Source organism: Cytobacillus massiliigabonensis, assembly GCF_900199725.1.
Classification (GTDB): domain Bacteria; phylum Bacillota; class Bacilli; order Bacillales; family Cytobacillaceae; genus Cytobacillus; species Cytobacillus massiliigabonensis.
Window position 1 is genome coordinate 164,471 of record NZ_LT904904.1, and the last position, 14,065, is coordinate 178,535.

11 protein-coding genes and 1 riboswitch are annotated in these 14,065 nt (G+C 36.7%); of the genes, 7 read left to right on the top strand and 4 right to left on the bottom strand.

All coding sequences use genetic code 11. From position 1 onward, the window contains the following. Positions 1–46 precede the first annotated feature (46 nt). The 5 genes from yeiL (at position 47) to C1726_RS12200 (ending at position 5,840) form a co-directional block, all read left to right on the top strand. Complete coding sequence (gene yeiL / locus C1726_RS12180; protein ID WP_102273403.1) at positions 47–718, top strand: transcriptional regulator YeiL; 672 nt, start codon at positions 47–49, stop codon at positions 716–718. A 96-nt stretch (positions 719–814) separates the two neighbouring features. Further along, the gene (locus tag C1726_RS12185; RefSeq protein ID WP_102273404.1) at positions 815–2,263 is read left to right on the top strand and encodes a DEAD/DEAH box helicase; all 1,449 of its coding nucleotides are present in this window, start codon (positions 815–817) and stop codon (positions 2,261–2,263) included. Positions 2,264–2,481: 218 nt separating this feature from the next. After that, on the top strand, positions 2,482–3,042 hold the full coding sequence (locus C1726_RS12190; RefSeq protein WP_102273405.1) for a class I SAM-dependent methyltransferase: 561 nt from the start codon (positions 2,482–2,484) through the stop codon (positions 3,040–3,042). A 55-nt stretch (positions 3,043–3,097) separates the two neighbouring features. Next, on the top strand, positions 3,098–3,784 hold the full coding sequence (locus C1726_RS12195) for a response regulator transcription factor (RefSeq protein ID WP_102273406.1): 687 nt from the start codon (positions 3,098–3,100) through the stop codon (positions 3,782–3,784). Then, positions 3,759–5,840, top strand: coding sequence for a HAMP domain-containing sensor histidine kinase (locus tag C1726_RS12200; protein WP_102273407.1), 2,082 nt, complete (start codon positions 3,759–3,761; stop codon positions 5,838–5,840). The genes C1726_RS12195 and C1726_RS12200 overlap by 26 nt, the downstream gene beginning before the upstream one ends. Positions 5,841–5,948: 108 nt before the next feature. Here C1726_RS12200 and C1726_RS12205 read toward each other — a convergent pair whose 3' ends face one another. Beyond that, positions 5,949–6,593, bottom strand: coding sequence for a lysoplasmalogenase (locus C1726_RS12205; protein ID WP_102273408.1), 645 nt, complete (start codon positions 6,591–6,593; stop codon positions 5,949–5,951). A gap of 215 nt (positions 6,594–6,808) precedes the next feature. Between C1726_RS12205 and C1726_RS12210 the strand changes: the two genes are divergently transcribed. Both C1726_RS12210 and C1726_RS12215 read left to right on the top strand, forming a co-directional pair. Next, a complete protein-coding gene (locus tag C1726_RS12210) occupies positions 6,809–8,047 on the top strand; it encodes an MFS transporter (protein WP_102273409.1) in 1,239 nt (412 codons plus the stop codon). A gap of 132 nt (positions 8,048–8,179) precedes the next feature. Next, positions 8,180–8,370: riboswitch (Lysine riboswitch) on the top strand. A 145-nt stretch (positions 8,371–8,515) separates the two neighbouring features. Next, complete coding sequence (locus tag C1726_RS12215) at positions 8,516–9,982, top strand: amino acid permease (protein ID WP_102273410.1); 1,467 nt, start codon at positions 8,516–8,518, stop codon at positions 9,980–9,982. 216 nt (positions 9,983–10,198) lie between these two features. Here the strand turns inward: C1726_RS12215 and C1726_RS12220 are convergent, their stop codons facing one another. The 3 genes from C1726_RS12220 to C1726_RS12230 form a co-directional block, all read right to left on the bottom strand. Beyond that, entirely contained in the window at positions 10,199–10,903 is a 705-nt protein-coding gene (locus tag C1726_RS12220; RefSeq protein WP_102273411.1) for a DUF421 domain-containing protein, read from the bottom strand. A gap of 248 nt (positions 10,904–11,151) precedes the next feature. Continuing rightward, positions 11,152–13,143, bottom strand: a complete 1,992-nt coding sequence (locus C1726_RS12225; RefSeq protein WP_102273412.1) for an alkaline phosphatase family protein — start codon at positions 13,141–13,143, stop codon at positions 11,152–11,154. A 358-nt stretch (positions 13,144–13,501) separates the two neighbouring features. Beyond that, entirely contained in the window at positions 13,502–14,017 is a 516-nt protein-coding gene (locus tag C1726_RS12230; RefSeq protein ID WP_102273413.1) for a type 1 glutamine amidotransferase domain-containing protein, read from the bottom strand. Between the last annotated feature and the right edge of the window lie 48 nt (positions 14,018–14,065).

Below are 14,065 nucleotides of genomic sequence, written 5' to 3' on the forward strand. Positions count from 1 at the left end.
ATGAAAGAGGAATAATATGAGATATCTCATATTTTTGAGGTGGCATATGGAAGTTTACAAAGGTGAGAAAAAAAGGCTGTATTTGGAGTATAACTCAATCGCGCATCTATTTTCCTTTCAAGTCGAAGCATTTATGGAAGTGCATGAATACCAGCGGGATGAATGGATCATTCAAGAGGGCATGCGACCGGATTTTTTATTTTATGTAATGGAAGGAAAAGCAAAAATATATGTTACACATCAAAATGGGAAAGTATCCTTAATTAATTTTATCAATGCTCATGATTATATTGGGGAAATGGAATTATTAAATGATGTGTATTATACAAAGGGGATTCAAGCATCAACAAAGACCGTTTGTTTTGCGATTCCAATTCATCGATATCGCACACAACTACTGGATGATGCAAAATTTCTCCGTGAATTGACCAAATTTTTAAGTATAAAAGCTACACATATGGCTGCAAAGTATTCACAAAGTCTCGCTTTCCCGCTTGAAAACCGGCTGGCGGATTTCATTTTGCAAACGGCTGATGAAGGAATTTATAAAGAGAAACATGTAACGGTTTGTGATTATTTAGGGGTATCCTATCGGCACTTATTGCACGTACTTACACAATTTTGCGCTAAAAATTACTTGAAAAAGGATGGACGGAACTATCATATTAAACAATCCCATTCCTTGAATGAACTTGCCGAAGTGTTGAAGAATCAGTAATAAAATAGAACTTCGCGTATAATGGTAGTTTGTATAAGGAAATGATCTATATGCAAGATAATAAAGTAAATAATTCAAAATAAAAGAGGCTTAGTTATGTGCAGAGAAAGTTTTAAGGATTATAAATTAAGCAGTGAAATAGTGGATGCGCTGGATAGTTTAGATTATGAAAATCCAACAGCCGTTCAAAGTAAGGTTATCCCTCTTGTGTTAGAGAAAACGGATCTTGTCGTAAAATCACAAACAGGAAGCGGGAAAACTGCCTCATATGGGATTCCAATTTGTGAATTAATTGATTGGAAGGAAAATAAACCGCAAGCGTTAATTTTGACACCAACAAGAGAACTTGCTGTTCAAGTAAAGGAGGATTTCATCAACATAGGCAGATTTAAACGGATAAAAGCTGCAGCAGTTTTTGGAAAACAGCCTTTTGCCATCCAAAAAACAGAATTAAAGCAAAAAACGCATGTAGTCGTCGGTACTCCGGGCCGCGTGTTAGATCATATTGAAAAAGGTACTCTGCCTTTAGAACGGGTTAACTATCTTGTTATAGATGAAGCGGATGAAATGTTAAACATGGGATTTATTGAACAAGTGGAAGCGATCATCAAAGAGCTGCCACGAAAACGGGTGACCATGTTATTTTCAGCTACTTTGCCAGAAAGGGTCAAAAACCTAGCACTTAACTATATGAAAACACCTATCGATATTGAAATTAAGGCGACTGGACTCACGACTGATAAAATTAATCATTCTCTTTTCGAAGTGGCAGAAGACCATAAATTTTCTTTGCTTAAAGATGTAACAATTGTTGAAAATCCAGATAGCTGCATAATCTTTTGCCGAACAAAAGATCGAGTAGATACTTTGTGTGATCAGTTAATGGATTTAGGTTATAGCTGCGATAAAATTCATGGCGGCATGGTCCAAGAAGATCGGCTTGATGTGATGAATGACTTTAGAAGAGGAGAATTCCGCTATTTAATTGCTACGGATGTAGCCGCTAGAGGAATTGATATTGATAATATCACACATGTTATTAACTATGACCTTCCTTTAGAGAAAGAAAGCTATGTCCATCGTACGGGAAGAACAGGACGGGCAGGTCAAAAGGGGAAAGCCATCACTTTTGTTACCCCATTTGAGGATAAGTTTTTAAATGAAATTGAAGAATATATTGGTTTTGCGATTCCAAGTATGGCTGCTCCTTCAAAAGAGGAAGTTTCAAATAAGAAATCAGATTTTGAAGCAAAAATGAATGTGGAACCAACGATTAAAAAGGCGAGAAGTGAAGAATTAAATAAGCAGATTATGAAGCTGTACTTTAATGGCGGCAAGAAAAAGAAACTTAGGGCAGTAGATTTTGTTGGAACAATTGCCAAAATTGACGGAGTAACAGCAGAAGATATTGGCATCATTACCATATTAGATACTGTTTCTTATGTTGAAATATTAAATGATAAAGGTCCGATGGTGTTAAAACGGATGAAGAATACAACCATAAAAGGTAAGTTATTGAAAGTACATGAAGCGAAAAAAAAGTAATACACTATCGAAGTAAGTGAAACTTTTATATATCGCATCAAACAGTCTATGAATAAAAGTAGACTGTTTTTTTTTTTACCCCTTCTTATCACTAACAGCTCTCCTAATAAAAAACTTAAGAAAATCTTAAGAAACCTATCCACTAATTTCTAAGATTTTTTTATTAAGATAACCTCATCAGCAAAAAGCAAGACCATAAGTCAGTGGAGGGGAGTTATTTGAATAATCACAATTCCTTGTTATTTTTACAATCCTTTATCCGCAGACCAAAGGAAATTGGCAGTGTATGGCCAAGCTCAAGTTTTTTGGCTAGAAAAATGGTCCAGCAAGTGTCATGGGAAGAAGTTGGTGCGGTAGCAGAGCTTGGTTCTGGAACGGGTGCGATTACAAGAGAGATCAAATCACATGCATCAAAAAAGGCAACCGTTCTTCTGTTTGAGAAGGATGGAGAAATGAATGAGAATCTTCAGAGGGAATTCCCAGGTTACCTGTGTTATGAGAATGCTGTTCAATTACTGAATATAATGGACCACCATGATATTAAGCAATTAGATTGTGTCATTAGCGGACTGCCCTTCTTTAATTTTTCAATGGAACTGCGTGAAAGATTACTGAATCAGGTGATAGATTCATTAAAGCCAGGAGGGTATTTCATTGCTTTTCAATATTCTTTACAAATGAAAAAGCGGCTCTCAAAAACTTTCCGCATCGAGAGAATCCATTATGTTCCATTAAATTTTCCCCCGGCTTTTATTTATGTTTGCAAAAAAATCAACTAAAAACGAATAATAGAGGGAGGAGCAGGGCATGTAGTTTATTTTAGGGGTGAACGCAGTGAATATATTGGTTTGTGATGATGATAAAGCAATTGTTGATGCGATAGGAATTTACTTAGAAAATGAGGGTTTTTCCACTTTTAAGGCTTTTAATGGTTTAGAGGCAATCAAAATGATCGATGATCAGGAAATTCATCTAATTATTATGGATATTATGATGCCAAAGATGGATGGAATAAAAGCGACCATGAAGATCAGGGAAGAAAACAACATCCCGTTGATTATGCTTTCCGCTAAAGCGGAGGATTACGACAAAATATTAGGATTAAATCTAGGCGCAGATGATTATATTACGAAGCCTTTTAATCCTTTGGAGCTTATTGCAAGGGTTAAATCCCAGCTGAGAAGGTATACAACTTTAGGAAGCCTTGAAACAAAGAGTAATGTATATAAAACAGGCGGGCTCATGATTGATGATGAAAGTAAAATAATTACTGTTGATGGAGAGGCGGTTCAGCTTACTCCAGTGCAATACAAGATATTAAAATTTTTGACCGCAAATGCAGGAAGGGTGTTCTCTATAGAGGAGATTTATGAAAAGGTTTGGAATGAAACAGCCTTTAGCCCGGAGAATACAGTAAGTGTCCATATAAGAAAAATTAGAGAAAAAATAGAAATCAATCCGAAAGAGCCAAAATATTTAAAGGTGGTGTGGGGAATTGGATATAAGGTTGAAAAAATATAGCCACTCAATGGCAACAAAATTGATTGTATTTATGATCATGCTTGCATGCTTTTCAGGTGTTATGCAATCAATTGCCCATTTAGTTTCCGTGAATGATGGCGATGTTGGAATCGTTTTTGAAGATAATTACTTCTTTAGCGAGTCGTATGTGAGAGAAAGCGAAAGTCTTATAAGTGATCTTACGAGGCTGCTGGGTGAATATAAGAATGAGGCAAATGTATTAAAGGGTGAGACAATCGATAAAGATGAACTAAGAATGGAAGAACAGAACTTGTTTTCAGATTATCAGTATGAATCCAAAAGTTATAATCCAAATTTAAGTGAAACAGAAAATTATGAGAAGTTTAAAGTGGATTATGCTGATAAAATTGCCCAGATAAAGGACCAAATGATAAAGAGGGATTTAAAAGAATATCATTACCTATTGAACAATATCAAAGAGGTTAAAGATCCATTGTATTATGTCAGTGACGGTGTAAATGTGTATACGAATAGTACAATGAAAGAAAAAGAACAATTTAAAGCTTATCCATCTTACATGGTGTTTGAGGGATATAAAAGAGAGATCTATCCAAAAGAAGTAGAGGAAAATAAACAATTAAATTGGATTACTATGCAAATGGATGAATTAGGCTCTGAAAACCATGCCATTTATGTAGCTTTTTCAAAGGAGTTTTTAGATTCTAAAATAAGTGAGTGGAAAGAAAATAAAGTGAATGCCACAAAGGGTTTTTATCGTTTATTAGGATTTTCAGCAGGATTTATCCTCTCTCTTTTCTACCTGGCATTAGTGAGCGGGAGAAAGTCCTTTAAGGATGAAGAGCTGCGCTTGCATGCAGTCGATAAATTATATATTGATCTGAACATCTTGCTATGTATAGGACTTATAACGTTTTGGGTTATTCTACTTGATCTTTTGGAGCTGCCACATAACATAAAATGGGTCATTCCAATCACAATTCCATTTTCAGCTGCTTTTTTTGCACTGATTTTATCAATGGTGAGACATTTTAAGAATCGAACGTTTTTTAAGCATTCCCTGATCTATCAAATAATCAAAGGACTTATCCAATTTGTAAGAAATGTTTATGATAGCGGAAATGTTGGGGTAAAGACAGTTATGATTGTTATTGGGTATCCGCTATTGATTGCTTTAACATTTTTTATGTTTCCAATAACCATAGGGATCGCTGCCTGGTTTGCCTTAAAGAAGGTTAAAGCATTTAAGGCAATAAAAGATGGAGTAGAAAGAATAAAAAATGGAGATATCCATCACAGCATTGAAATTGATGGGAAGGGTGAGTTTGTTAGCCTGGCTGCCAATATAAACAGCATTACCGATGGGTTGAAAAATGCAGTAGATAACGAGCTAAAAAGTGAGAGATTAAAAACAGAACTCATCACCAATGTATCTCATGACATACGAACACCGTTAACATCCATTATCACATATGTCGATTTACTTAAAAAAGAAAAGGACCTATCAAAGATAGCGGAATATACCGAAGTACTAGATCAAAAGTCTAAAAGGCTAAAGCTCCTAACGGATGATTTATTTGAAGCTGCTAAAGCTTCAAGCGGAAATATTCCAGTCCAGCTCGAAAAGATTGATATTGTATCATTAATCACTCAGGGGCTTGGGGAAGTGAGTGAGAAGATTGAAGAACTAGATTTAGAATTCAGGTTCAACCATTCAAATGATAAAGTCTATGTAACGGCTGATGGAAAATTATTATGGAGGTCTATTGAAAACGTATTATCAAATATATTTAAGTATGCTCTTAAAGGATCAAGGGTTTATATTAATATTGAGGATTTAGGAAATGAAATCCTTCTAACCTTCAAGAATATTTCAGCTTACGAATTAAATATTTCAGCTGATGAATTAATGGAGCGTTTTAAAAGAGGCGATGAATCTAGATCTAGCCAAGGCAGTGGATTGGGGCTTTCCATTGCCAAGAGCCTAATCGATATACAGAAAGGGACATTTATGATTCAAATTGATGGGGATTTATTTAAATCTATCATCAGTATGCCTAAGCATAGTAGTGAATGAGTTTTAAATACCTTTGCCTGGCTTGTTCCACGTGGAACAAATAGGATGATAAGAAAAATTGAAGACTACCAAATGGATGGTTTAATTGATCATCGAAAAGGACCTAATTTATAAATTAGGTCCTTTTTGAAATGATTTAATACTATGAGCGATAAAGAACTGGGCTGTGTAGTAGGTGATCATGATTAGGACAGATGCGTAAGAGATGTCAAATACAAACCGATTCCAAGCTAATATGGAATCGGAAATAACGAATAAGATGCTTCCTGTAATTGTCCATTTATTGCCGGTCATAATGGCAGACCAGGCCATTGTAGAAATGATAATTGTATATAAACAAACTGGAATGATTAAAGCATTATTTCCCTTTTCAATAAGAGATTCGGTAAGAAGATGCCCAATAAAAATGGCGTAGAAACTGATTGGAATAATTGATAAAACACGTATAAGGGAAAAACGCCATTCTTTAAAAAATCCAATGATATAAAAAATATGGCCTATTAAAAAGGCTGCAAGTCCGATCAAAAACCAATGAAGTAAACCATCACCAAACATACAAAATATTAATCCTACCAAAATAATCGAACTGGTGAAAGAATGCCTTCCACGAATTTGAATATATGCATAAGCAATGATTAACCACATCGGAATTAACTTGAATGGAAGATTAAAAAGAAGAGGTGCATCAGGAATGATAAAAATATATAATGCACTCGTGATTAAGATGAATAATGGCAAAGACAATCTTTTCAATTTGTCACACCTTTCTATAAGCTAATTTTTATTAATATAGAATATTCTCTATTTAATGCCAGACTCCTTTAGATATCCTTGGAATTCATATCATTTGTTTTAGAAAGCTCGGAGTTCCTCATAATAATATATGTAGATGAAAAGGGCATACTAAAGCCTTTACAGAGAAAATAAATCTTGTTTTTTTAATTGAAGATGATTATAGTGAAATAGCAATGACAACTGTCAAGACACTGGAGGTAAACATTGTGGCAGAAAATAAAATTTCACAGCGAAAGCTTCTTGGCATCGCAGGACTCGGCTGGATGTTTGATGCGCTGGATGTAGGGATGCTTTCGTTTATTATTGCAGCACTTAAAACAGATTGGGGTTTGACCCCTGAACAGATGGGGTGGATAGGAAGTGTAAACTCAATTGGGATGGCTGTTGGCGCACTTCTTTTTGGTCTATGGGCAGATAAGATTGGCAGGAAGAATATATTTATTATCACCTTGCTATTATTTTCGCTTGGGAGCGGGCTTTCCGCATTGACAACTACCCTTTTTGCCTTTCTCGTTCTGCGTTTTTTTGTTGGCATGGGGCTCGGTGGAGAATTACCTGTCGCTTCAACTCTTGTTTCAGAAAGTGTATCTGCAAAAGAGCGTGGGCGTGTAGTTGTTTTACTTGAAAGCTTTTGGGCATTTGGCTGGCTCATTGCAGCACTTATTTCATATTTTGTTATTCCGTCATTTGGATGGAAGGTTGCTTTAATTCTTAGCGCTATACCTGCTTTTTATGCGATTTATTTAAGGCTGAATCTTCCTGATTCTCCGGCATTTTCACCAAAGAAAGCGGAGAAACGGTCCATTGCTCAAAATGTCCGGGAAGTTTGGTCGAAGAAATATGCACGTTCCACATTTGTCCTTTGGATTGTTTGGTTCACAGTTGTTTTCTCATATTATGGGATGTTTCTTTGGCTGCCAAGTGTGATGGTAATGAAAGGATTTAGTATGATTCAAAGTTTTGAATATGTTTTGATCATGACTCTCGCTCAGCTGCCAGGCTATTTTTCAGCTGCATGGCTCATTGAACGAATGGGGAGAAAGTTTGTGCTTGTCACTTATTTGCTAGGGACGGCGGGTTCTGCCCTAGTTTTCGGTCAGGCAGAAACAACTGCAGTTCTCATTGTGTCAGGTATCTTTTTATCATTCTTCAACCTCGGTGCATGGGGAGCTTTATACGCATATACGCCTGAACAATATCCGGCTGTCATTCGTGGGACAGGCGCTGGTATGGCTGCATCGATTGGACGAGTAGGCGGGATTCTTGGACCGCTCCTTGTTGGCTCACTTGTTGCTGCAGGTAATTCTATTGGTTTCATTTTTGCCTTGTTTTGCGCAAGTATCGTCGTCGGTGTAATTGTACTTGCGTTTTTAGGAAAAGAAACACGGCAGATTGAATTAACATACGAATAGATTGGTAAATAATAACCATCCCTTGAATACTGGGTTTTGAAATAGGAGAAAACAACGAGATATTGACTATTCTAAAATAGTATTATAAAGTAAGGAACGTAATAATTTTATATAATAAATCCTCATCCAAACCGATGAGGTAGAGGTTGCAGTTTTTATCAGTAAGGCGGACGAGATGCAGAGACATCACTTGACTCCGTTTGAAAGGAAAAGCTGCCGAAGTGTGCTTGTCTCTCTGGTTAAGTATGCTGGGGCTGTCTCCGAATAGGAACAGAACTGTCACGATTGGCTTTACCAGCCATTCGTGTTGGGCTATCTTTCGGAAGGTATGATGCGGGCTATTTATCATGTCACCTGAATCTACTTCGGTGGCATTTTTTGTTCCAAACTCCTTCCAGATTAGAAAAGCTGATGGGTCTTTTAGTTATGGCTCTGGGCTAGAAAAATTGAAGAAAAGGAGTTACATCGATGAAAACAGCAGAAGTAAGAAAAGATAAATTCAATACTGATACTGAAACAACCGGATTAAAACGCAGTTTAAAGTCACGTCACTTGGCAATGATTTCTCTGGGCGGAACTATTGGGACAGGCCTTTTTCTCGCAAGTGGCGGCGCAATCCACTCCGCTGGTCCCGGAGGAGCAATTCTATCCTATCTTGTGATTGGGATTATGGTCTATTTCTTAATGACAAGTCTTGCGGAAATGGGTGCCTATATGCCTGTTGCAGGAAGCTTTAGCACATACGCCACCAAATTTGTCGACCCATCACTTGGATTTGCTCTTGGCTGGAACTATTGGTATAACTGGGCGATAACCATTGCAGCAGAATTATCAGCTGTCACGATGATTATGAAGTTTTGGTTCCCTCATACACCTTCTATTATTTGGAGTGCCATTTTCTTAGTAATCATGTTTTTATTAAACTATTTATCAGTAAAAGGCTTTGGTGAAACGGAATATTGGTTCGCTTTAATTAAAGTGGTTACTGTAATCATCTTTATTATTACTGGTATATTAATGATCTTCGGAATCTTGGGTGGCCAGGTAATTGGTTTTAAGAATTTTACAGTAGGAGATGCCCCGTTTCATGGCGGCTTTATGACAATGCTTGGAATCTTTATGGCCGCTGGTTTCTCCTTCCAAGGCACAGAATTGCTTGGAGTCGCTGCGGGTGAAACCGATGATCCAGGTAAAGCAATTCCAAGAGCTGTAAAATCAGTGTTTTGGCGCATCCTTTTATTCTATATCCTGGCGATTTTTGTAATTGGTTTAATCATTCCTTATACAAATGAAAATCTTGCAAGCAGTGATGTAACGGTTAGCCCATTCACGATTGTTTTCCAAAAAGCAGGAATTGCCTTTGCTGCTTCCGTAATGAATGCAGTAATTTTAACAGCCGTGCTGTCTGCCGGAAACTCAGGCATGTACGCTTCCACACGTATGCTTTGGAATTTAGCCCGTGAAGGGAAAGCACCTAAGTTTCTTGGGAAACTAAATAAAAGAGGGGTTCCTGTAAATGCTTTGATTATCACATCATTAGTCGGAACACTTGCTTTCTTGGCTTCATTATTTGGTGATGGTACTGTTTATGTTTGGCTGCTAAATGCTTCAGGGATGTCAGGCTTTATCGCATGGCTCGGAATTGCTATTTGCCACTATCGATTCCGCCGGGCATTTGTTGCTCAAGGAAAAGACTTAAACCTCTTGCCATACAAAGCGAAATTATTCCCATTTGGTCCTATTTTTGCCTTCGCAGTTTGTGGCTTTGTTGTATTAGGACAAAACTATTCAGCGTTTTTAGGGGATCATATTGATTGGAACGGTATATTGGTTTCTTATATAGGATTGCCTTTATTCCTTATTTTATGGCTTGGATACAAATTTACGAAAAAAACAAAATTGATCCCGTTAAAGGATTGTGATTTATCAAATTGACTTTAAAGCACGCAGCCAGCGTGCTTTTTTTGATTATGCCAGCATGACTTAAAACTAAAAAGTATATATAATAGGTTTCAACCTTTTATACTTTCTACAATATCTCATAGCAAAATAGTTAAAAGTGGTGCGATGATTGTGTGGACGCGTCATGGTGCAATCATGATAATGAGGGTTATGAATGGATATATAGAAGCATGTAAGCTTCTATATATATTATTTGTATAGAAAAACTTTTAGATTATTTTGACTATCCAGTGTGGCAAACAGAACATTTTTCACTTCAGTCTGATATAGACTTTTTAAATTTGAAATAATCCATTCTTCGCTCTTTTGAATTCGTTTTAATTCCTCGGAATTAATCTTCCCTTCTTTAATAATGGTCTTGGGAAAATCGAATGGCTGTACTTCCATCTGCATCGACGAAGGGGTTAAAGGTTCGTATTTCGGATCCAAAAAAACAGAAAACTTCCCATCAGCTTCCCAAATAGCTAGAGCTACTTTTTTTACATCTTCTATTTTTTCTTCCCGTAATTCTTCTAATAACACATCTATAGATATTCTTGCCTTTTTTAATCCTTTATAGATGATTTCTCCATTCTTAACGATAGTAATTGGGTCAGGGGTAATCAGCCTTCTAAACCATGGCCATCTGAGAATCGTAAAAATGCCTCCAAGATACAACACTACCAATACAAGGGTTGTAATGATAGATCCTTTTAACCCCAGATTTTCATCTGAAAGAGGATGAGCAATAATGTTTCCGATGACTAATGCAATTGCAAAATCGAGAGGTCTTAACTGGGAGATGGCACGCTGACCCAATACTCTCGTTACCATTAATAAAAAGAAAAAAGCCACAACCGCTCGAAGTATCCACTCAAAGCTGGTAAGTGTTTCTTGGCCTTGGAAAAAGTCCATATAAGACACATCCCTTACAAAAATACTATTACATAGTTTAACACTGATGTTATTTTAATAAACTGCAATTAATTTAAAGTAAAATGCAAAAAGGAATAACGAAGTGTCTACTATATTTTTGGGAGTGGTTCAGATAGGATATATCACCAAGTTAATAAACGAAGATGATTTCTCTTCCCCTTATCTATTTATAATTAATATAGACAAGGGGATGTTTCATTAAAGTATGATAGTTAAAGGAAATTAGATTATTGGGGAATTTTATCGTCCGTTCTATCCCTATAGATACCTTTAATCTTTTTGCCTTCTACAAATGAAGGGATATCTAACTCTAGTAAATCGTAAATCGTAGGAGCTATGTCTAAATTAGACATGGAGCTAATCTGTTTCCCTTTGTAAAAGTCTGCTCCCGTAGCCATAAAAACAGGTCTAAGCATGCTTCTGTCTGCATCTCCCCCATGTGTTCCTAATTCAATTGGCGGAGAGACATTTTTTGCAATACCGCTGCCCATCACATAGCCTGGAGCACCAATTAACACAACATCCCCTGAATTTTGATGGTCCAAAAGTGTTTTATTTTTATTTGTATTTTTCATTACTTTTTCATAAGGATGGATTTTTTGTCTGAAAAGGTGTTTCCAAAAATCTTTAACATGTTCTTGAAGCTTACGGAATGAGAAGCTGTCCGTATGAATGGCTGACATAATTGCTTTCATATCATATTCAATATCTTCTCCTCTTTTATATTTAATTTCTGCTTCTTTAAAAGCTTGAATAATCTGACCCTGGACACTTTCATATTCTCCTATAGGCACGATTCCATCTTTTTCACGGTTCTGTAAGTTAATGTATACATGTGCGGCTGATCCGCTTGGAATGGCATACGCTTTTGATTCCGTAAAGTTAATCTTATTTTTTTGATCTACAGTTAATAACCCGGCATCTTTTAATACTTTGTTCGGTGATAGAGTGGAATGAGCAGGTTCCATCCCATGATCGGAGACTATAAACAAATAGTCATTCTCGTTTAGGGAATTCATTGTTTCACCGACCACCTTGTCTGCTAGCTGGTAGGACCATTCGATATAACTCATATATTCTTTTGACTTTTCAGGTGAGTATCCTGGCTGCCTGGGATCTATTAATAAATATTTATGCTGCTCATGATCAATCTGGGGGGTATAGAACATCAGTAAATCAGGATTGTATTTTTGTTTTATATAGAGAGAAACCTTTGTGATCCACATGACAAATCTTGTGCTTATCTCCTTATATTCTTTTCTCGTAATCCATCCTTTTTTAAGTGCAGTATCATCATCTTGAGCCGGATAAAACCCAAACTCTTCCTGTATCTCATCAGCAAATCCTTTAGGACCATTAAACTGGCCGGAAGTGACTGCTGTCCGATACAACTGTGCAGGAAGGGGAAGATCTTTATTATTTGCTTTCATTTTGAACCAAAAACCTGCAGTTTTCTGATCGTTTATCTGTAATGAAAGAGAGCCCCATTGTTTTCCTTTTACAATCGAGTCAGCAGGATCTACTTTTTTATCCTGAGATAGTATAAAAGTGTCATAGTTTTGCTGCTGATCATCCGTTGAGTCAATCGCTAAAATGTGGATGAGCTGATCCCTTTCATTTTTTATGTTGAGTGTGAGTTTTGCTTCTTGTAAAGGAGTGAAGCTTTTGGGAGAATGAACCCATTCGGCAGCTTTTGTAAAGGTTAGTGGCTCTAAATTGCTTGGAGACCATGTTTTTTCAAAGTAAATAGAATAATTCCCCTGTTTATCCTCTTTAGGATTAGCACCTGGAAAAGCAATAGTGGCGGTTATTTTCCCTTGTTTTCTAGCCTCGATCCACAATGGAGGGACCTGGCTTTTCTCTTGGAAACCGCTATCATCATTGTCTAAAGTTTTATTAGGTTCGTGCCAATGATTGCTTACAATTCCAGTCTGATCAGGTGCAGCTCCAGTGGCAATTGCTGCGTGTGAAGGCGCTGTAAGAGAAGGAGTAATAGTAGAGGGCTTTTTTGCTGAAACCCCGTTGTCTCGCAGCTGTTTGATATGAGGCAATTTATTTTCCTTCACATATTTATTTGTGAAGTCATTTTTCATTCCGTCAAAAGAGACAAGTATAACCTTTCTATCAGTTTCTTGATGTTCCGCAGCTTCAGCTCCATTAATTATGCCGAAAAGAAATAAATGAAGAATGATTATGATAGCAAATATAGGTTTTCTCATTTTCTAATCCTCTCTGCATGGCTATTTTCTTTTTAGAATTAGCTCTGTTATTATTCATTGTTGATTTTCGTGTTTGTATGAGAATTCATAAGCGGAGAATTTCCGGCTATTTATAGAGATGAAGCTTAAGAAGCAAATATAAGCGGAAATATTCCGATTAATAGCTCCATTTAAGGCAAAATCCAAAGATTTGGATACGGTAACCGGAAAAACTCCCTTTATTTTTAAGGAAATATAGGTATTTCCTAATTTAGCCGGAATTTTTCCGTTTATTTCTCAAACACCGCAAAATCAACATTCAGTTATTACAGAGCCTAAAAAATAAAATAGGCGGAAGGAAGCTCCTTCTGCCTATTAGCTATCCTAATATTCGCAGCGATTCTTGAATAAATGCTGGGATGTCATCCGGCTGTCTGCTGGTAACTAGCTGATTCTGACATACGACGACTTCTTTGTCATGGAAATTTCCGCCGGCATTCTTTAAATCAACTTGTATCGATTTATAACCGGTCACATCTCGTCCTTCGAGTGTTTCTGCGGTAATCAGCAGCTGAGGACCGTGGCAAATAGCTAAAACAGGTTTTTTAGCATCCATAAATGCTTTGCTGAAATGAACAAAACGCTCGTCTGCACGAAGAATATCTGGAGAAAATCCGCCTGGGATGAATAAGGCATCAAAATTCTCGGGGGAAACATCACTAATACTTTTATCAATGATGATTTCACTATGTCCTTGTTTACCCTTTACTTTTTTTCCTTTTTCCATTTCAATAGTTGTTACTTCATATCCTTTTTCCTTAAACACTTTTACTGGTTCGGTGTATTCCGAGTCCTCAAAATGGTCTGTTACTAAAACAGCAATTTTTTTAATCAATTCCACTCAGCTCCTTCATTTATAAACTACCCTTTTTTCCATGGATAA